The organism is Occallatibacter sp., assembly GCF_049582745.1.
In the GTDB taxonomy this organism is placed as follows: domain Bacteria; phylum Acidobacteriota; class Terriglobia; order Terriglobales; family Acidobacteriaceae; genus Telmatobacter.
The window spans coordinates 24,505-43,797 of record NZ_JBAUUO010000062.1; the positions used below are offsets into that span (position 1 = coordinate 24,505).

At 58.8% G+C, this 19,293-nt stretch carries 21 protein-coding genes; 16 read left to right on the top strand and 5 right to left on the bottom strand.

Features of this window, described 5'->3' with window-relative positions; all coding sequences use genetic code 11:
* Nucleotides 1–13: 13 nt before the first annotated feature.
* Complete coding sequence (locus tag WCA10_RS08855; RefSeq protein WP_472822142.1) at nucleotides 14–637, bottom strand: DUF4252 domain-containing protein; 624 nt, start codon at nucleotides 635–637, stop codon at nucleotides 14–16.
* Nucleotides 638–880: 243 nt separating this feature from the next.
* Between WCA10_RS08855 and WCA10_RS08860 the strand changes: the two genes are divergently transcribed.
* The 4 genes from WCA10_RS08860 (at nucleotide 881) to tadA (ending at nucleotide 4,102) form a co-directional block, all read left to right on the top strand.
* Nucleotides 881–1,429: a pyruvoyl-dependent arginine decarboxylase gene (locus WCA10_RS08860; protein WP_472812360.1), complete on the top strand. Its 549-nt coding sequence runs from the start codon at nucleotides 881–883 to the stop codon at nucleotides 1,427–1,429.
* Between the two features lie 99 nt (nucleotides 1,430–1,528).
* Nucleotides 1,529–2,455 (top strand): carbon-nitrogen hydrolase, encoded by a 927-nt coding sequence (locus tag WCA10_RS08865; protein ID WP_472822143.1) that lies wholly within the window; start codon nucleotides 1,529–1,531, stop codon nucleotides 2,453–2,455.
* A gap of 2 nt (nucleotides 2,456–2,457) precedes the next feature.
* Complete coding sequence (locus tag WCA10_RS08870; protein ID WP_472822144.1) at nucleotides 2,458–3,546, top strand: agmatine deiminase family protein; 1,089 nt, start codon at nucleotides 2,458–2,460, stop codon at nucleotides 3,544–3,546.
* A gap of 106 nt (nucleotides 3,547–3,652) precedes the next feature.
* Nucleotides 3,653–4,102: a tRNA adenosine(34) deaminase TadA gene (gene tadA, locus WCA10_RS08875; RefSeq protein WP_472822145.1), complete on the top strand. Its 450-nt coding sequence runs from the start codon at nucleotides 3,653–3,655 to the stop codon at nucleotides 4,100–4,102.
* 182 nt (nucleotides 4,103–4,284) lie between these two features.
* On the opposite strand, the gene WCA10_RS08880 is transcribed toward tadA, so the two are convergent.
* A complete protein-coding gene (locus WCA10_RS08880) occupies nucleotides 4,285–4,590 on the bottom strand; it encodes a hypothetical protein (protein WP_472822146.1) in 306 nt (101 codons plus the stop codon).
* 5 nt (nucleotides 4,591–4,595) lie between these two features.
* Nucleotides 4,596–5,081, bottom strand: a complete 486-nt coding sequence (locus tag WCA10_RS08885; protein WP_472822147.1) for a cupin domain-containing protein — start codon at nucleotides 5,079–5,081, stop codon at nucleotides 4,596–4,598.
* Nucleotides 5,082–5,116: 35 nt separating this feature from the next.
* Here WCA10_RS08885 and WCA10_RS08890 point away from each other — a divergent pair, with 35 nt between their 5' ends.
* The 10 genes from WCA10_RS08890 (at nucleotide 5,117) to WCA10_RS08935 (ending at nucleotide 15,382) form a co-directional block, all read left to right on the top strand.
* The gene (locus WCA10_RS08890; protein ID WP_472822148.1) at nucleotides 5,117–5,374 is read left to right on the top strand and encodes a glutaredoxin family protein; all 258 of its coding nucleotides are present in this window, start codon (nucleotides 5,117–5,119) and stop codon (nucleotides 5,372–5,374) included.
* A 457-nt stretch (nucleotides 5,375–5,831) separates the two neighbouring features.
* A complete protein-coding gene (gene purB / locus WCA10_RS08895) occupies nucleotides 5,832–7,142 on the top strand; it encodes an adenylosuccinate lyase (RefSeq protein ID WP_472822149.1) in 1,311 nt (436 codons plus the stop codon).
* 108 nt (nucleotides 7,143–7,250) lie between these two features.
* Nucleotides 7,251–7,685, top strand: a complete 435-nt coding sequence (gene tnpA, locus WCA10_RS08900) for an IS200/IS605 family transposase (RefSeq protein WP_472822150.1) — start codon at nucleotides 7,251–7,253, stop codon at nucleotides 7,683–7,685.
* Between the two features lie 334 nt (nucleotides 7,686–8,019).
* On the top strand, nucleotides 8,020–8,424 hold the full coding sequence (locus WCA10_RS08905) for a tetratricopeptide repeat protein (RefSeq protein WP_472822151.1): 405 nt from the start codon (nucleotides 8,020–8,022) through the stop codon (nucleotides 8,422–8,424).
* Between the two features lie 57 nt (nucleotides 8,425–8,481).
* Nucleotides 8,482–9,018, top strand: a complete 537-nt coding sequence (locus WCA10_RS08910) for a DUF1579 family protein (RefSeq protein WP_472822152.1) — start codon at nucleotides 8,482–8,484, stop codon at nucleotides 9,016–9,018.
* Between the two features lie 33 nt (nucleotides 9,019–9,051).
* Entirely contained in the window at nucleotides 9,052–9,651 is a 600-nt protein-coding gene (locus WCA10_RS08915; RefSeq protein WP_472822153.1) for a UbiX family flavin prenyltransferase, read from the top strand.
* A gap of 415 nt (nucleotides 9,652–10,066) precedes the next feature.
* On the top strand, nucleotides 10,067–11,404 hold the full coding sequence (locus WCA10_RS08920) for a homocysteine synthase (protein ID WP_472822154.1): 1,338 nt from the start codon (nucleotides 10,067–10,069) through the stop codon (nucleotides 11,402–11,404).
* Between the two features lie 5 nt (nucleotides 11,405–11,409).
* On the top strand, nucleotides 11,410–12,534 hold the full coding sequence (gene metX, locus WCA10_RS08925) for a homoserine O-acetyltransferase MetX (protein WP_472822155.1): 1,125 nt from the start codon (nucleotides 11,410–11,412) through the stop codon (nucleotides 12,532–12,534).
* A gap of 418 nt (nucleotides 12,535–12,952) precedes the next feature.
* On the top strand, nucleotides 12,953–14,398 hold the full coding sequence (locus WCA10_RS08930) for a hypothetical protein (protein ID WP_472822156.1): 1,446 nt from the start codon (nucleotides 12,953–12,955) through the stop codon (nucleotides 14,396–14,398).
* Nucleotides 14,399–14,500: 102 nt separating this feature from the next.
* Entirely contained in the window at nucleotides 14,501–15,382 is an 882-nt protein-coding gene (locus tag WCA10_RS08935) for a hypothetical protein (protein WP_472822157.1), read from the top strand.
* Between the two features lie 221 nt (nucleotides 15,383–15,603).
* Here the strand turns inward: WCA10_RS08935 and WCA10_RS08940 are convergent, their stop codons facing one another.
* Both WCA10_RS08940 and lysS read right to left on the bottom strand, forming a co-directional pair.
* Nucleotides 15,604–16,401 (bottom strand): TIGR00282 family metallophosphoesterase, encoded by a 798-nt coding sequence (locus tag WCA10_RS08940; RefSeq protein ID WP_472822158.1) that lies wholly within the window; start codon nucleotides 16,399–16,401, stop codon nucleotides 15,604–15,606.
* A 202-nt stretch (nucleotides 16,402–16,603) separates the two neighbouring features.
* Nucleotides 16,604–18,232, bottom strand: a complete 1,629-nt coding sequence (gene lysS / locus WCA10_RS08945) for a lysine--tRNA ligase (RefSeq protein ID WP_472822159.1) — start codon at nucleotides 18,230–18,232, stop codon at nucleotides 16,604–16,606.
* 276 nt (nucleotides 18,233–18,508) lie between these two features.
* Between lysS and WCA10_RS08950 the strand changes: the two genes are divergently transcribed.
* A complete protein-coding gene (locus WCA10_RS08950) occupies nucleotides 18,509–18,826 on the top strand; it encodes an AtpZ/AtpI family protein (RefSeq protein ID WP_472822160.1) in 318 nt (105 codons plus the stop codon).
* Nucleotides 18,823–19,236 carry a hypothetical protein gene (locus tag WCA10_RS08955; RefSeq protein ID WP_472822161.1) on the top strand — a complete coding sequence of 138 codons (414 nt, stop codon included), beginning with the start codon at nucleotides 18,823–18,825 and terminating at the stop codon, nucleotides 19,234–19,236. Before WCA10_RS08950 ends, WCA10_RS08955 begins: the two co-directional genes overlap by 4 nt.
* Nucleotides 19,237–19,293 lie beyond the last annotated feature (57 nt).

Sequence of the window (19,293 nt, forward strand, 5' to 3'; positions counted from 1 at the left end):
GCTCGAATGTGTACTACTGCACCGGCGCGTTCCTGAAGTCGTCCGCATCGAGCCGCGGAATGCCGAAATGTCCACGCAGGTGCATCAGGTCTACCGGGCTCAGATTGCCGGCCACCGTGACCAGCGTCAGGCTTCTCGGAGTTTCGGCCAGCACCACCGCCCCGCGCACATTCGCACCATCCAGAACGACCCACACGTCGGTCGTTCCGTTATGCAGTGGGCCACCGTGGTCCGATGTCGTCACCAGATGCTTCCATCCCCGCAGGTGATACGAAGCGCGAATTGCCTCGACCGCGCTTTCATCGGGGATTCCGGCTTCGTTGAAGCGCATGGTGTGGACACTCACGCCGTCAAGCTTGTTGATCGCCTGTCGCGTCGGCGCATCCGAATCCGGAACCAGCCCCGCCGCCAGGCCAAGCATGGTCCGGTCGAGGGTGAAGCTTGACTTCACCGGCGCTTCCGAACTGAGTTGAGCTAGCGCCGGCGGTACCCATTCCAGCGGCACAGGATCTGCGTCGGGATTCGCTGTTCGAACCGGAGGAGGCCCGGAAGGAGCCATGTATTCCTGAGCTACAGCCAGTGCACAGCCCAGCGTCGCGCTGAGCACAGAAATGCCGAGAACCAAAGACAGCTTCATTCCTGTTCAAACGCTGCAGTCCGGGAAAAGTTCCGCTCAAACGGCAAAGAAGCTCAAATCGCCGTGGGAAGAACGGCATTTCGGCACTCAACCGTAACGTTCCCGGCTCCCGGGGCATGAACGAGGGATTAAATCGTCACCCGCACTGCACTTACGCGTCAATTTGCGATAAACTCAGGCGGGAACAGCTGCAAATTCAGTCATCGCCAACTGACGGAGGATACATAGAAATTGGGAAAAAACATGGTCCCGAAGAAGCTTTTTTTCACCAAGGGCGTAGGCAAACACAAGGAACGTTTGACCTCGTTTGAGTTGGCCCTTCGGGATGCCGGCATTGCTTCGCAGAACCTGGTGCGCGTCTCGTCCATTTTTCCGCCTCGCTGCAAAGTTGTTTCACGCAAGGAAGGCCTCAAATACCTCGATCATGGTGAGGTCGTTTTCGCCGTCATCGCCGAGAATTCAACTCGCGAACCGCACCGCCTTGTCGTTTCAAGCATTGGTGTTGCCATTCCGGCAGATCGCGACACTTACGGTTATCTCAGTGAGCATCACAGCTTCGGGGAAACCGAAGAGCAGGCGGGCGAGTACGCGGAAGAGTTGGCCGCCGAGATGCTGGCCACTACGCTCGACGTGGATTTTGACCCGGATAAGAGTTGGGACGAGAAGAAAGAGATCTACCGCATCTCCAACAAGATTGTGCGCACCAGCAATGTGACGCAGTCGGCCGTTGGCGATAAGCGTGGCCTGTGGACAACGACCATTGCAGCCGCAGTCCTGATTCTTGAAGAGTAGGCATTGTATGCGGCGGAATTGAGGCCAATCCCGCGAGGCGGGGTTGGCCTTGTCGCGTGGAGTACTAAAAAGAATTGCCACAGAGGAATCATCGTAACCATGGAAAATGCTCGCAAATACAAAGTCGGCCTGGTGCAGATGCGGATGGGCCCCGATCCCGACGTAAATCTTGAGTCGGCAATCGTGCACATCCGTGATGCGGCGAAACGAGGGGCAAACATCGTCTGCCTGCCCGAGCTTTTTCGTGCTCAGTATTTCTGCCAGCGCGAAGACATCAAGTTGTTCGATCTGGCAGAGCCGATTCCAGGTCCGACGACGACGAGACTCGCCGAAGTTGCAATGGAAAACCGGGTAGTGATCGTCGCTTCGCTGTTCGAGCGCCGCGCCCCCGGCCTTTACCACAACACCGCCGTCACGCTCGGGCACCACGGAAGCATCATTAGCGTCTACCGCAAGATGCACATTCCCGACGATCCGCTCTACTACGAGAAGTTCTATTTCGCGCCGGGCGATCTCGGTTTCAAGGCTGTCGATACGGCGTTTGGTCGTGTTGGGACCCTCGTCTGCTGGGACCAGTGGTATCCCGAAGGCGCTCGCCTTACAGCTTTGCAAGGCGCCGAAGTGCTGTTTTATCCGACGGCCATCGGCTGGCACCCGGCAGAGAAAGAAGAGTTCGGCGCGGCGCAATATGACGCGTGGCAGACGATCCAGCGCGGCCACGCCATCGCCAACGGAGTCTACGTGGCCGGTGTGAATCGCGTGGGGCACGAGACCGGCGACATTCGCGGCAATCGCGCCAGCGGGCCAGGCCTGGAGTTCTGGGGCGGCAGCTTTCTTGCCGATCCCTTTGGCCGCATCATTGCAAAGGCTTCGCACGAGGAGGAGGAAATCCTGATCGGCGAGGTCGACCTTGCGCTGCTTGAAGACACGCGGCGCAACTGGCCTTTCCTGCGCGACCGCCGCATTGACGCCTATGCGCCCATCACCAGCCGCTTTCTCGATCCTGGTTTCGGAGACGGCAAGTAAGAATGTCTACCCAGACTCCGCGCGAACTTGGCTACCGCATGCCTGCCGAATGGGAGCCGCACGAGGCGACCTGGCTGGCTTGGCCTCACAATCCGGAGGACTGGCCGGGGAAGTTTCAGGCGATTCCATGGCTCTATGCGGAGATCGTCCGCCTGCTTGCGGCACACGAACGGGTTCATCTGCTGGTGCAGGATGAGAAGGAGCAACATCGCGCGACGGGCATTCTTAAGCGTGCCCACGTCAACCTTGACAACGTCAGCTTTCATCAATGGCCGACAGACCGCGTCTGGACACGGGACTCTGGGCCGATCTTTGTCCGCAATTCTCAAGGTCAGGTCGCAATGACGAACTGGGGCTTCAACGCGTGGGCCAAGTATCCGGACTGGCATCTTGACGACCAGGTTCCCGATCGCGTGGCTGAGTTGCTCGGACTGCCGCAATGGCAGCCAAGTATCGACCTTGCGGGTGAGCAGCGCAGGCTCGTCCTCGAAGGCGGGTCCATTGATACCAACGGCCAGGGCATCCTGCTGACGACCGAAGAGTGCCTGCTCAGCGAAGTCCAGCAGCGCAATCCCGGGGTGAGCCGCGAACGGCTCGAGAGCGCATTCCGCGACTACCTCGGCATCGAGCAGGTGGTCTGGCTGGGACGGGGAATCGCCGGCGACGACACGCACGGGCACGTGGACGACATCACGCGCTTTGTCGGGCCGGTGACGATCGTGACCGCCGTCGAACCGAACACGAAGGACGCCAACCACGAACCATTGGCCGAAAATCTCGCACGTCTCAAAGCCGCACGCACTGCCGAAGGCAAGCAATTCACGCTCGTTGAGTTGCCGCTTCCGCGTCCTGTCGTTTTTCGCGATCAGCGCCTTCCAGCCAGCTACGCCAACTTCTACGTCGCAAATGGATTGGTTTTGGTTCCTACGTTTCACGATCCCAACGACCGCGTCGCGCTTGGCATTCTTGCAGAACTTTTTCCCGATCGCGAGGTGATCGGTATTTATGCTGTCGATCTCGTGTGGGGGCTGGGGACGCTGCACTGTATGACACAGCAACAACCTGCAGCCACGCCGCTCAAGCATCGATAGGGGTCCGCCCGCCCTTGTCGCCGAGGCAGCAGCTACGGATGCGCTGGTAACTGCCAGGGAACAATTCGGCGGGACGAGCGGATTATTTTGCCGTACCATTCTAGGCATGATTTCCGACCTCGAAGCGATGCGAGAAGCCCTCTCCGAAGCGCGCAAAGCCAATGCGGCCGGTGAAGTGCCGATTGGCGCCGTGATCGTTTCTCGAGGCGAGATGGTCGCGCGGGGACAGAACTCTGTGATTCGCACCAGCGACCCCACCGCCCACGCCGAGATCGTCGCGATACGTCAGGCTGCGCGCACCTTCGGCAATTACCGCCTCAACGGCACCACGCTCTTTGTCACGCTGGAGCCATGCGCCATGTGCGCGGGGGCCATGATTCACGCGCGTCTCGACCGGCTGGTGTACGCGGCCGCCGACCCGAAAGCGGGAGCATGCGGATCGGTACTCTCGGTGATCAACCACCCGCAACTCAACCACGAGATGCTGGTGCAGCATGGAGTGCTTGGCGAACAATCCGCTGAATTACTGCGCAGCTTTTTTCGGGACCGGCGCTAGGGGCAGTTTCTGAGACGGTGCACTGGACCGGTTCGCAGGTTTCGATGGAAGCGGTTGCGGGAAGTGACCGCGAGTAAGGCGATATGCAACCGAATGGTTGCGCGAAATAATTTTTGGCGGCCTTTTGAGCAAAGTCTTCTTGTCAAAGAGGTTACGGAGGGGCCTCTCCTTTAAGTCCTCTGTCAATTGAACTTAACATGCAAAGTGTTCTTGGCAAATGACTTAGGGGTTACTTTTCGTCCCTGGCTGCCGATTTTGTCCCGCATCCCGGGATCGACGCGCGCATTCCACATTGCCTGCATGCGGATCACATTCGACCTTGAATTCATTATGCGCCGAGGATGGTTAATTACCGGCAATATCTCGGAGAAGAATTGTGTTTTTAAAATCAACCGGTTAGCGTGGAACGAGGTCGCGAGGAGCTTGACATCGGCGTGAAGGTTATCGGGTTGGCAGTCTCGCCAATTCTCAGGCAAAGAGACACCCATCGGACTCAACTCCGGGTCAATGCCTTTATCCGTTCTTTCTCTGAGGGCCACTTCTCCGCGAGCTCGGCATAGCTTGCGTTGTGATAGTCGGCGTAGTTGAAACCGGGCACCACCGTGCATCCCAGCAGCGCCCATTTACCGTTCCCGATCAGTCGCATTCCCTGCCAGACCCCTGCCGGAACGAGGACCTGAACGTGCTGCCCGGCTTCCATATCCGATCCAAGAGTGAAAAGCGCAGAGCGCCCATCGGGGTAGAGCTGCAGCATCTCCACGGGATCGCCGAGGTAGAAATGAAACATCTCGTCCGAGTCGAGCACGTGCATTTCTGAAAACGTGCCCGCTTCCAGCAGGTAATAGATCGCGGTGCCTTGCGGACGGGTTCCGCGTGGAAGCTCTACGTTGGCCGCCGAGGTAAAGGTGCGCCGGAAATAGCCGCCTTCCACCGGATGGGGAGCCAGATTGAGCAGGGTTTTTATTTGGTCAGCCGTCACACAAAAGATCGTACTCGAGAAAGTAGAATCGAGGTATGAAGGTTCAGGTCTACACCGCTGCCTGGTGCAGGGATTGCCGGGCAGCAAAGCAGTTTCTTGAAACGCACGGGATCGAATACACAGAGATTAATGTCGATCTAGATCCGGCCGCCTCAGCCGAGGTTGTGCGGCACGTGGGCAAGCGGGCTATCCCCCAACTGGTCATCGACGGCGAGTGGTTTCAGCCTTACAAACCGGGCCGCGGACTGCTGTACGACGAGCTGCACAAACGCTTCGGGATTCCCCGCGGCTAGAGCTGGTTGCATAAACCATCTTGAACAGCTAGAAGAAACTCCTCAGGGGCTAAAGCCCAAGCTTTTAAGCGCCCCTGGCGGCACGGCTAAAGCCGTGCCCTTTCAAAGACCTATCTATACAACCAGTTCTAGACAGCTTGCCCGGCATCACGGCGTTAGGATGTGCGAGAGGTGCAATCAAAATAGGGAGCGAGAAACAAAAAGCAGATTCTTCGCTCACCACCCCCAAACGGAAGTACGTTTGGGGCCCCTTTCACTCAGAATGACACCTCTTTATGTATGAGGCGTAAGTAGAATGACGCCCCTTTATGTATGAGGCGTAAGAAGAATGACACCTCTTTGTGTATGAGGCGTAAGTAGAAGCGACTCCCGGGGAGACAGGTTGCAGGCGCTTGGACCTCGTACAATCAAGAGTTGGCGACGGCCATCAGCGGTGGCCATTTAGAGGAGCCTGCCTTTGATCAAGCGCTATACCCGCCCCTTGATGGGCCGCATCTGGACCGAGGACAACAAGTACCTCTGCTGGCTCCAGGTAGAATCGGCGGCCAGTTCCGTGCTTGCCGAGGATGGCGTCATTCCGCAGCGGGCCGCGGACGCAATTGCGAATAAGGCCAGCGCTTCGGCGGAACGCATTCATGAGATCGAAGCGGAAGTGAAGCACGACGTTATCGCCTTCACCACGGCGGTCGCTGAAAGCCTCAAGGCGCATGGGCTCGGGGAGCAGTCCCGCTGGCTGCACTACGGGCTCACCTCAAACGACGTCGTGGACACTGCGCAGGCGCTGCAGGTGAAAGAGGCGTCGGAACTGATCAAGAAGGGGATTGAAGCGCTTCTCGCTGTTCTGAAACGCCGGGCCATTGAGTTCAAGCACACCCCCACGATCGGGCGGACGCACGGCATCCACGCCGAACCTACGACCTTCGGTCTCAAGCTGCTGAACTGGTATGCCGAGATGCAGCGCAACCTCGTGCGCTTCGAGGCCGCGGCAGAAGATATGCGTGTCGGCAAGCTGTCTGGAGCTGTGGGTACCTTCGGCCACCTGAAGCCGGAGCACGAAGAGCGCATCTGCGCGCGGCTCGGCCTGAGACCGGCGCCGGTAGCAACGCAGGTGATCCAGCGCGATCGACACGCGGCGTTCATCGGCACTTTAGCCATCATCGGCAGCACGCTCGACAAGATTGCTGTCGAAGTGCGGCATCTGCAGCGCACCGAGGTTCGCGAGGCGCAGGAGTACTTCAGCGAAAAGCAGAAGGGCTCCTCGGCCATGCCGCACAAGAAGAACCCGATTACTTCGGAGCAAATCAGCGGGCTGGCGCGTGTGCTGCGGTCGAATTCGCAGGCGGCGCTGGAGAATATCGCGCTCTGGCACGAGCGCGACATCTCGCACTCTTCGGTTGAGCGCATTATTTTTCCCGACTCCACGATTCTGGCTGATTATTTGCTGGCGAAGACGACGGATTTGATTGACCGCCTGCTGGTTTACCCCGAGCGCATGAAGAAGAATCTGGAATCGACGGGCGGTCTCATCTTTTCAGGACAGTTACTGCTTGATCTGGCGGAGGCCGGCATGCTGCGCGAAGAGGCTTATCGGCTCGTGCAGAGCTATGCGATGCGCGCCTGGAAGGACGACCTTGTCTTCCGGGATGAAGTGGCGAAGGAACCGGCGATCACGACGCTGCTCTCGACGGAGAAGCTGGCAGAGACGTTCGATTACACGCGGCAGTTGGGGAATGTGGATGCGATCTTCAAGCGGGTACTCGGGGAGTAGTGGGCGGGTCAGAGAGATGCGCCGTAGGCGCAGTGTTTGCTAGCCCCGCGCTTCGCGTGGGGTAGGAATTTCAGTTGTAGAATTAGGGTCCCGTAGGGACGGTGTACCATGGCGCACACGTACGCGAACATTTTCATTCATTGTGTTTTCAGCACCAAAGATCGCCGTTCCCTTATTCCTGCCGCCCGCAAAGCGGAACTCTATGCCTACATGGGCGGCATAGCACACGGCGAGGGCTTCTCGTTGATCGCCGCAGGTGGAACGGCGAACCATGTTCATTTGCTATTTATTTTGCCGGCGTCTCATTCCCTTGCCCATGCAGTTCAAAAGCTGAAAGGAAGTTCATCTCGATGGATGGGAGATGGCTTTTCCCGGCAGGAAGGGTATGGAGCATTCAGCGTCAGTTCATCGCAGGTTGAGATCGTAAAAGGATACATCCAGAATCAGGAGGAGCATCATCGCAAGCGCGATTTTGAGCAGGAATTTGTCGCCCTTCTGCGCAATTGTGGAATCGCATACGACGAGCGCTACGTTTTCGGGTGATAGGAAGCAGAGCCGTCCCTACGGGACTGATTCAATCGAACGGACGCGAACCCCACCCCACGCTGAAGCGCGGGGCTAACAAACATTACGCCTACGGCGCATTAGATTCGGGTTGGCAACCTCATTGCTATTTGAATCGGGATGGAGCATCCGAAATGGGGCTCGCGGAGTAATCGACATGAATGAAATTTCAGATTCGGCGGCTGAACGGGTGCATCGGGAGGAATCGGCATGAACCAGATACCGGATACGTCGGCTGAACGGGTGCTCGGGGAGTAATCATGAACCAGATACCGGATACGGCGGCTGAATGGGTGCTTGGGGAGGACCAGGCGTGAACCAGATTCCGGATCACGCGGCTGAGCGGGTGTTGGGCACGATTCAGGAAGTGATCGACTCGGCCGATGAGGAGCTCGAACAGGCGGAGCAGTCGATGAAGGCGCTGGTGGAGGAGTTTCCCGAGGCGTCGGTGGTGCACAGTTATTACGGGTGGGTGCTGTCGCGCCAGGGGAAGCATGGCGAGGCGATCGAGCATGGGCGCGTGGCGGTGCGGCTGTCGCCGGAGTCGGAAATATCATCGGTCATGTTGTTTCGGTTGCTGTGGAGCGCGGGCGAGCATCAGCAGGCATTTGATGAGAGGAAGCGGCTGCAGAAGCGCGGGCAGTCTGAGGCGTACGAGTTGTTGATGCAGGAGTGGAACGAAGGGAAGCTGGAGGACTACGAGGGCGAGGGGAACTGAGGAGCCGGGGCCGGGCATGACTCCTGATCTGATATTGTCTCTCGACAGGAGAGGTCGATGAGGATCATTGCTTGTCTGCTGATTGCGTGCGCGGGGATGATGGCGCATGGCCAACAACGGGGCCCTACGTCAAACCAGCCCAACCCGCTGGACAAGCTCGCATTCATGGAGGGCGATTGGAGCGGCAAGCAGGAGTTCAACAATCAGGGCGGGCCCGCAATGGTGGGCGATGCCAGCGACCGCATTGAAGAATGTATTGCCGCGCGATACGTCTGCGAGATGCTTTCGACTACGCTGCCCGGTGGCAAACCTACAGACACGCGTCACTTCATTTCTTTCGACAAGCAATCGAGCAAATACACGGCGTGGTGGTTTAACGACACATCCACTCATCCCACCGAATTGACCGGCGAAGTTGCCGGAAAGAAACTTGTCCTGCTGAGTGGCGCTTCCGGTCCGGGGCCGGTGCTGCGCGCAACCTATGAAAGCCCGAGCGCCAATACGCTTACGTTCCTGCTTGAAATGAAACAAGGTGACAACTGGGCAAAACTTTTTCTCACCACCTACTCAAAGAAAGCCCCTGCGCAGCCGTGACGCGGCGCGGAATTCGGGGAAGGTAACTTGCACGTGGAAGCCGTAAATCTGACCGTTGCCATCACCGGGGCATCCGGCGCCGTTTTATGCCGTGCATTGCTCCGTGCCCTCGAAGCGGATGGACGCGTGGCGCGGGTTCATTTTGTTGCATCGGAGAATTCGCTGCGCGTGATTGCCGAAGAACTCGGCGTCTCCGGGCGTACCGGCCTGCTTGAAAAGCTGCTTGACGCTTCGACCACTAAAATCACGCAGCATTCCGACACGGACATTGGCGCTGCGATCGCCAGCGGAAGCTATCCCTCGCACGGCATGATTGTGCTTCCCTGCTCCATGGGCACGCTGGCTGCCATCGCCAACGGGCTTGCGAATTCGCTTATCGCGCGCGCCGCGGATGTCACGCTGAAGGAGCGGCGACCGCTGCTGCTCTGCGTGCGCGAGACGCCGTTCAACCGCATCCACCTGCGCAACATGACGCTTGCTGCCGAAGCAGGGGCGGTCATCTTTCCTGTGATTCCCGCGTTCTACAACAAGCCGGTGGATTCCACCGAGATGGCGCGGCAGTTCGCGTTTCGCGTGCTGGCGCACATTGGATTGTCGCAGCCGGGAGCCTACGTCTGGAAGGCGGATGAGTAGCGAGCCTTCGGGTGCGTTGCTTTCCCACCCAAGCGCGATGAGACTGCGCTTGGATGGGGCACCGGCCTTTGTGTGGAAGGCCGATGAGTAGAGCGCATGCAGGGTCCGAATCGCCCTTCTCAGTGACAATCTGCTTACAAATTCACGTTTGACAGCGCGATACGCATTCCGCGATACTGCCTTCAATGCTGAACTCAGCGCAACTCGGGATTGAGGTCATGGCCATGTGCATGTGTTGCGCATGCGGGTCGATCCGTGTGGCTTCTGAGCGGCGAATGCGCTAGTCGCAACCGATCAAGAACCAGGCGGCCCGGATCCAAAACAGGATTCGGGCTTTTGCATTTCCGGTTTAGGTGCGGCTCCCCGAGAGCTCTTCCGTCGCACCTCAAACGATACGAAATCGAAGGAGATCACGATGTCTGAAGAGAAGAAGCAACACCTCGCCACGCTCGCCGTCCACGCGGGCCAGTCCCCCGACCCCACTACCGGCTCCCGCGCCGTCCCCATCTACCAGACCACGTCGTACCTGTTTCAGGACGCCGATCACGCCGGGCGGCTGTTTGCGCTGAAAGAATTCGGCAATATCTACACGCGCATCATGAACCCGACGACGGACGTGCTTGAGAAGCGCGTAGCGGCACTGGAGGGTGGCGCCGCGGGTTTGGCGACGGCATCCGGCCAGGCCGCCGAGACCCTCATCATCACCACGCTCGCCGCAGCAGGCGACGAGATTGTCTCGACGACGTCTCTCTATGGCGGTACCTACAACCTCTTCCACTACACGCTGCCGCGTCTTGGCATCAACGTGCGCTTTGTGGACGCGGACGATTTCGACGGGCTGCGCGCCGCGATTAACGCGAAGACCAAGGCGGTCTACACCGAGACGCTCGGCAATCCCAAGCTCGACATTGCCGACATCGAGAAACTCGCGGCAATCGCCCACGGAAGCGGCATACCGTTCGTCATCGACAACACCTGCGCCTCGCCCGCGCTGGTCCGTCCGATCGAGTGGGGTGCGGACATTGTCGTCAATTCCGCCACCAAGTTTCTGGGTGGTCATGGCACTACCATCGGCGGCGTCATCGTGGACGGGGGCAAATTCGACTGGGCCGCCTCTGGCCGTTTCAAGGAGTTCACCGAGCCGGACCCCTCCTATCATGGTCTTTCCTACACTGAGGCATTTGGGCCACTGGCATTCATTCTCAAAGCGCGTGTCCAGGGATTGCGCGATACCGGCGCCGCGCTCTCGCCGCACAGCGCCTTTCTGCTGCTGCAGGGCATTGAGACGCTCCACCTCCGCATCGAGCGTCACTCTCAGAATGCGCTGGCCGTTGCGCATCATCTTGAGCAGCATCCCGGCGTGGATTGGGTCAACTATCCCGGCCTCGAGTCCAGTCCTTATTTCGCACGTGCGAAGAAGTACATGCCGACCGGCCAGAGCGCGCTGATCACGTTCGGTATCAAGGGTGGATACGAGGCAGGCAAGAAGTTCATTGATTCGTTGGAACTTCTTTCGCTTGTCGCCAACATCGGCGATGCCAAGTCGCTTGTGATTCATCCCGCCTCGACCACCCACCAGCAGCTTTCCGTGGAAGAGCAGGCCGCGACGGGAGTGACTCCCGAGCTTGTGCGCCTCTCTGTCGGCATCGAGGACATTCGCGACATCATTGCCGACCTCGACCAGGCCATCGAGACGGCGAACGGGCATGCCGGCGCCGGTGCTGCCACAAGCAAGGTTCATACGGCACAATGAGTGTCATGAACGAAGCCGTAACCGGGTCGGGCCCTGCTTCGACCCGGCCGCCTGCTCTTGAACCCACGTATGAAGGCGACTTCGTGCTGGACCAGCACCTGATGCTCGAGAGCGGGCGCATGCTGGCCCAACCCACGCTGCACTACGCCGTGTATGGCCGGCTGAATGCTGCGCGCGACAACGCCGTCCTCATCTGCCATGCACTGTCGGGTTCGGCGCGTGTGGGCGACTGGTGGCCGGAGATCTTCGCACCCGGCGCGGTCTTGTCGCTGGAGCACGATTTTGTAATCTGCATCAACATCCTGGGCTCCTGTTACGGCTCCACGGGACCCGGCACCGTGGATCCCGAAACCGGCCTGGTGTATGGCCCCGATTTCCCCCTGGTCTCGATTCGAGACAATGTCCGTGCACAGGCCCATCTGCTCGATTCCCTCGGGATTCGACGGCTCCGGCTCGTCCTGGGCGGATCGATTGGCGGCATGCAGGCGCTGGAATGGGCGATCCACGATCCACAACGGGTCGAGCGTGCGGCCATTATTGGGGTAGCTCCTTTATCCGCCATGGGATTAGCCCTGAATCATCTGCAGCGTCAGGCCATCCAGAACGACCCGGACTGGGACGGTGGCTACTATCTGCCGCAGCGCCAGCCACGTCTTGGCCTCTCGCTCGCCCGGCAGATTGGGATGCTCAGCTACAAGTCCGCCGGGCTTTTCGACGAACGCTTCGCCCGCAAACCCAATCGCAACGGCGAAGACCCGTGGAGCCTCGACAACCAGGGAGGAGGCCTGATTGGCGGCCGCTTCGACATTGGCGGCTACCTGGATCTCCAGGGAGAACGCTTCATTCAGCGCTTCGATGCCAATGCCTACCTCGCCATCTTGCGCACCATGGATACGTGGGACCCTCTCAATGACGGCGCCACCCCGGCAGAGGCCTTTGGCGGTATTCGCGCCCGCCTCACCTTCATCGGGATAAGCTCCGACTGGCTGTTTCCGGCCGAGTCAGTCCGCAGCTTCGCAGAGATCATTCGCTCGGCCGGTGTGCCCGCGGAGTATCGCGAAATGACCAGTTCCCACGGTCACGACGCTTTTCTTGCGGAACAGGCCGAACTGGTTCAACTTCTGCAGTAACTCGCTCTGGCATGCCGGACGATCCTCTGATAAGCTCAGGAAACACTTTTCCGCGATGCGGTGTCTAAGCGATTATGCGATTGGCTGTGGGGGCGGCCAACGGTACCCCACAGGGAGGCAGAACGATTCCCTTACGGCTTCGAGCTAGTGGATTTTCTCAGATTGCGTGGGCGCCTTGGTTCCCGAATGAGCCGCCGACCTCAAAAGTGCGTCGGCAGCCCGAACGCATCGGTTTTTATCGAATCAGGTGCCTTGTCACAATGGGCAGGGCTTTCTATAATCCTCCCAATACCGCATTGGACATCGTGGGAGTGTCTAGCCGCCAAATTTTGCTGAATCGCCCCTCAAGACGGATAGACGAAACCGCGAGCGAGTGCTTAAGTAACGAATCCACTTCCGCATCTCCCAGGAGCACTGAATGAAGAAGTTTGTCTTTGCATCTGTGATGGCGCTGGCGAGCTTGAGCCTCGTTTACGCACCCACGCTGCGCGCGCAGGATCAACAGGGCGGCACAATTCAGATCAAGGATCCCGCCGAGTACAACGCCTATTCCATGGCCACAACACAGTCTGACCCCAAGGCCAAGGCGGCAGCTATTGAGGACTTCCTGACCAAGTACCCGCAAAGCGTCGTCAAGAAGACACTGCTTGACACGCTGATCGATACCTATCAGGGATTGCAAGAACCTGACCAGACGCTCAGTGCGGCCTCGCGGATGCTGCAGATCGACCCGGATAACCTGAAGGCCATCTACTACTCGGCTAACATCAAGAAGGGCCAATGTGCGAAAACCTCAGACCAGCAAACTTGCGATGATGCGATTGCTCTTGCTCAAAAGGGATTGAACGCAAAAGCGCCTGCAGGTATGCCGCCGGATGAGTTCAAGAAGCAGACGGACGTGCTAGCGCCATTTTTTCACTCGGTGATTGCCGCGGCGGATGCGGCGAAGAAGGACCCGGCGGGCGCTGTTGAGGAATACCACAAGGAATTGATGTTGTATCCCGTCGAAGCTACGACAAAACCAGGCCAGCCGGGTCTCGGTGATACCCTTCAACTGGCGCTGGCATACGTGAAATTGGCGCTTGTCGACGCGCAGGCGGCGAGAGACGCCGATACCAAGGCCAAGGCGACTCCCGGCGATGCAACGTTGGCCGCGGCAGCCAAGGCCGCCAACGACAAGGCGGGACAGGATTATGTGCAGGCCGTCTGGTTCTTTGCCCGCGCCTGGAACTTTGCCCCTGCCAACTTCAAGGGCCAGATTGAGCCGCAGCTTGACTATTACTACAAGAAGTACCATGGCGATCTGACCGGCTTGAACGACGTAAAGACCCAGGCTGCCTCCACACTCTTTCCGCCTGCAACGTTTAACATCACTCCGGCGAAGACGCCTCAGGAACAGATCCACGATCTGCTCGCTACCACTCCCGACCTCAACACCCTGGCCCTTGCCGACAAGGAAACCGTGCTCGCGGTTGGCAGCAAGGAAGATGCCGACAAGCTCTGGGCTCTTCTGCAAGGCAAGCAAACGCCTGTCCCCGGCATTGTGATCGAATCGAGCGCCAGCCAGGTGAAGGTTGCCGTAACCCAGGACGCGAAAGATGCTAAGGCGGCCGACTTCATCGTCAACATGAAGGAACCGATTCCGGAAAAGGAAATTCCGGCAGTTGGTTCTGAGCTCAAACTGCTGAAGGATGGCGGCCCGGAACTGGACGGAACCTACGATACCTACACGCAGGTTCCCGCCTCGTCAACCGCTGCTGCGAGTGCGCAGATCGTGCTGAAAGATGCCATTCTGCAGAGCGCAAAGAAGGCCCCGGTGCACAAGCCGGCTGCCGGACACCGCCCTGTGCGCAAACCGCAGTAGTTCGTCGGTGCTCCTGAAAAAGCCGGGGCGGCCCTTGATGGGCCGCCCTAGCTGTCTGTGGCTGTGATGCCGTGCGTACACCGATGGTACCCTTGAGACAGCATGGTGCCGTTCCCCATTTCCCTTAAAACCCTGGCAGCCGCCGTGCTTGCGGTTGTCTGCGTCTCTCTCTTTGTCTTTCCGGCGCAAAGCCAGGGACAAGAGAATTCAAAGCATCAAAGAATTGTGCCGGATCCGGTTGAGCCCAGGCCGTTCTCAACGGTTGCGGTTCGAAAGACTCCCCTCTACACCGTCGCTTTTCGATCTCCAGATCAGTTTTCCGAGCAGGATCGGCTCCTGCTTGCCGATTCCGAATCGTCCATCGCCGAACATGCCGGATTTGCCGGCCTCGCATTTTCGCAAAGCAATTGGAAAACCCGACAGATTGTCTGTCCGACGTTCCCGAATCATCTGTTTGTGCAATACACGCGCAACAACGGCGCGGGCGATGTCTCGGTGTTCTCCGCATCGATTCCGCGCAATGGCAACGGCCGGGTCCGCGTGGTTCCGATCCTCAAGCGCGGGTATTCGCTCTTTTCTCCGGCGCCGATCAACGCACTGACGATCTCGGCTTTCAATCACATCCGCGCCGAAGATCCAGAGACCGCAAACTCCGACTGGCTTGGAAATGCTCTTTGCTATGCCGCACTGGCGGGCGCAAGGCCCGAGATCCTGGCTGCGAGCGCGGAGCCTGCCGTGCATAAGCCCATTCCCGCGCTCACCGCGGCGATGGATGTCCAGATGCAGGCGCGCGGAATCGAAGTAATCCGCTTTGACGATGCCGCAGCGCGTCCCCATGCGATGGAGTGGCAAATGACCTTTACGCACCAGGGAAAGCTGATCAAGGCTACGCACAGGCCGGCAGCGATGATGGCGGTGAGACCCGCATCGCAAAAGGATGCGGTCGCGCGGACATGGCCGGTGCCGCAGGGTGGGCAGAACTAGCCTGGAGTCATATGGCGGAAACCGGAAACCATGGGGGCAAGAAGCAGATTCTTCGCTCACCACCCCCGAACCTACCCCCAAGAGCTGCCGCTCTTCGGGGCCCCTGAAACGTTCGGGGCCCCGTTCGCTCAGAATGACAGCGCTGTTTTGGTAGGGAATTTTCAGAGTCACGATACCCAACACGCCAGCGCTCCACCATGGTTCGCCGCGCTTAGGCCTTCTTACTCGCCGAGCATGATTCTTTGAATTGCAGAGGCGCGGCCGGTTAAGGGATCGCACGTGATGAGCGCTGCGCACATCTTGGGATTACCCTTGGCGGCCTCGAATTTTCCCGGCATTCCTGTGAGGAACCTGTGCAGGACGAGGTCCTTCTCGACGCCGATGACGCTGTCGTAGGGGCCGCTCATACCTACGTCGGTCTGATAGGCGGTGCCGCCGGGGAGAACGCGCTCATCGGCCGTGGGTATGTGGGTGTGCGTACCGAGGACCGCCGTGACGCGTCCGTCGAGATGCCAGCCCATGGCGACTTTTTCGCTGGTAGCTTCACCGTGAAAATCCACCACGATGACTTTGGCCTTGATTTTGACGATGAGGTCGTTGGCTGCGTTGAAGGGGTCGTTGGTGCCGCTCATGAAGACCTTGCCCATCAGGTCGACGACAGCGTAAGACACTCCGCTCTCTGTGACGCCCTCGAAGACGCCGTACCCGGGCAGGCCGGGTTGCATGTTGGCGGGGCGCAGCACGCGTCGTGGGCGTTCCTGGCTGTTGGCTGGGGCTGAATTCAAATAATCCAGAAGCTCGCGCTTGTCCCACACATGGTTGCCGGTGGTGAGCACGTCGGCGCCCATGTCAAACAACTCTTCAGCGATTTGCGGCGTCACGCCGAAGCCGCCCGCGGCGTTCTCAGCGTTGATGATCGTGAGTTCGACGTTGTGCGCTTCGCGCACGTGGCCGATGTGCTCGCGCACGATCCTGCGCCCCGCGCTGCCGAAAATGTCACCGACAAAAAGAATCTTCAAAAATACAACTCCTCGTGTAGTGAATCTGAATTCGTGGAAGGCAAGAAGGACGAAAAGCAGATTCTTCGCTCACCACCCCCGAACCTACCCCCAAGAGCTGTCGCTCTTCGGGGCCCCTGAAACGTTCGGGGACCCTTTCGCTCAGAATGACACCCTCAAGAAAGAGCGGCATTCAGTTCGCTCAGAATGACACAGCCGATGATCAGGAGCCAGGTGGCGGCAGATTCTCCGGATCCTTGGTTCCTGACTCCTGCTCTTTGCGCATGAGCGGGAACAGGATTACATCGCGAATGGACTTTGAGCCGGTCAGCAACATGGTTAGGCGGTCGATGCCGATGCCTTCGCCGCCGGTGGGGGGCAGGCCGTAGGCGAGGGCGCGTACGTAGTCTTCGTCCATCTGGTGGGCTTCTTCGTCGCCGCGATCGCGCTCCTTGAGCTGGTCTTCGAAGCGCTTGTGCTGTTCGACCGGGTCGTTGAGTTCGCTGAAGGCGTTGCCTAACTCGAATCCGCCGGCGAAGAATTCGAAACGCTCTACCAGGTCTGGATTGTCCGGCTTCTGTTTCGAGAGCGGGGAAACCACTGTTGGGTAGTCGTAAATGATGGTTGGCTGAATCAGGAAGGGCTCCACGAGGAGTTCGAAAAGTTCATACGTGGCCTTTCCTAAGTAGTTCGCCCCTCTTTCTTGGAGCCTTTGGAAAATGATCAGAACGATTGCTGAATGATTCAGTGCTATCTGACTATCCACGTCAGAGGCCTTCTTCGCATCGCGGGCGGCCGCGAGCCTGGAAGCAAGCCTTCCTGCATCGGTGAATTCATCTTTGCTCGGCGAGTTCCCAAAATAGTCTGGCCAATATTGAATGATCGCCTCGGTCATCGTCAGCCGCGTCCATTTTCCAAGGTCGATCGTGTTGCCGTTGAACTCCACTACTGTCGTCCCGTTCACTTCTCGCGCCACAAACTCCACGAGGTCTTCAGTTAGCTGCATCATGTCGTGGTAGTTGGCGTAGGCCTGGTAGAACTCCAGCATGGTGAACTCGGGATTGTGCTGCGTGCTTACGCCTTCGTTGCGGAAGTTGCGATTGATTTCGTAGACGCGATCGAGGCCGCCTACTACCAGGCGCTTCAGGTAGAGCTCGGGCGCGATGCGCAGAAACAGGTCCATATCGAGTGCGTTGTGATGCGTCTTGAATGGCCGCGCATTGGCTCCGCCGGCGATGGTCTGCATCATCGGGGTTTCGACTTCAAGATAGCCGCGGCTGTCAAAGAACGTTCGCAGTGCGCGAAGCACCTTGGCGCGCTTTACAAAAACTTCGCGCGCTTCGAGATTTGAGAACAGGTCGACGTACCGCTGGCGATAGCGCAACTCCACGTCGGCGAGGCCGTGAAACTTCTCCGGCAGTGCCAGCATCGCTTTTGCCAGAAACGTCAGCCGCTCCACGTGTATGCTCAACTCGCCGGTGCGCGTGCGAAAGAGATACCCGCTGACGCCGACGTGGTCGCCCAGATCGAGCAGCTTGTAGAGGGCCCAGCCCTGCTCGCCGACAGCGTCCATGCGCACGTAAATCTGCAGGCGTTCACCGCCCTGCTGCAGCGTTGCAAAGCCTGCCTTGCCCATGACGCGAATCGCCATGATGCGGCCGGCGATGGCCACCGTCGTGCGGTCCGCCTCCAGCGCTTCCGCCGTCGCCTCGCCCCAGGTTGCGCGAATCTGCGGAATCGTATGCGAGGCGGGGAACTGGTTGGGATACGCGGCCTGGCCCAGCTTTTCAATCTCGACCAGTTTGGCCTTGCGCAAGTCAAAAAGATTGCGCTCAAATTCCGAATCGAACACGGTGTTTACCTTCGTGTGAATCAATGAGTTCTAGTGTTATGTCCCATAGATAACTGGCATAAGTCTGGGAGTGCAAAAAAGCAGATGCTTCGCTCACCACCCCCGAACCTGCCCCCAAGAGCTGTCGCTCTTCGGGGCCCCTGAAAGGTTCGGGGACCCGTTCGCTCAGAATGACATCGCCAACTTTGGCGATAACTTCAGGGACAGGATACTAGAGCTCAGTATATAGTTCGCGTCATCGCGCCGCGCGGCATGCATCGTGTATAACCACGAAGGATGCCGTTCAATCGCCCACTCCCGAAATCGCAGCAGCGCTCAACGTTCAGGAGCAGCATCGCATCGCTTGCCGAAGCGGAAAAGATGATGCAGGTGGCCGTGCTGCTGCCGTCGTCTGCGTTCGTGGGGTGGCTGATTGGGGCGGGACTCGACAAACTGTTTCATCAGACGTGGATCACGCTGGTCGGCATTCTCTTCGGCGGGATTTCCGGCATCGTTTACGTGGTTCGCATGGTGGTTACCGCGGGCGCGGAGAAGGGCGCGGGTAAAGGCCCAAACTCGGACGATTCAGGGCCGGGAACAGGTACGGGGAAATGAACGAAACGACTCCCGCGATCGCCAATCTCTCCGACGAAGCCCTGCAAGCATTGTTGAAGAGTGCGATCTATAAAACGCTCATCCTGGGAGGTTTGGCGTCCCTGATACTTTGGGTTGCCAGCGGCTGGGGAAGCGGCGCGCTGCTTGCTTCCGGAGCACTCGTTTCCGCCGCCAGCATCTTCGAGTGGAGACGCCTGGTGAGGATCATCAATTCCCGAATGAAGAATCAGGCTGCCCCGCGCGGTGTAGGCCTTTCGATCGCATTCATTCTGTTGCGGCTGCTCGTCTTCGGGGCGGTCATCTATGGTAGCCTTAGATGTTTCCGGGGTTCGCCCATAGCTCTTGTCTGCGGCCTGAGCCTGGCAGTCATTACGCTCACGTGGGAAGCGCTCAAGTTATTGCGCGGCTGACTTTTGATCCCTGTCTGGCCGCTGGGTTTTTCCGGAATCAGAAAGTTATTCGTCTTC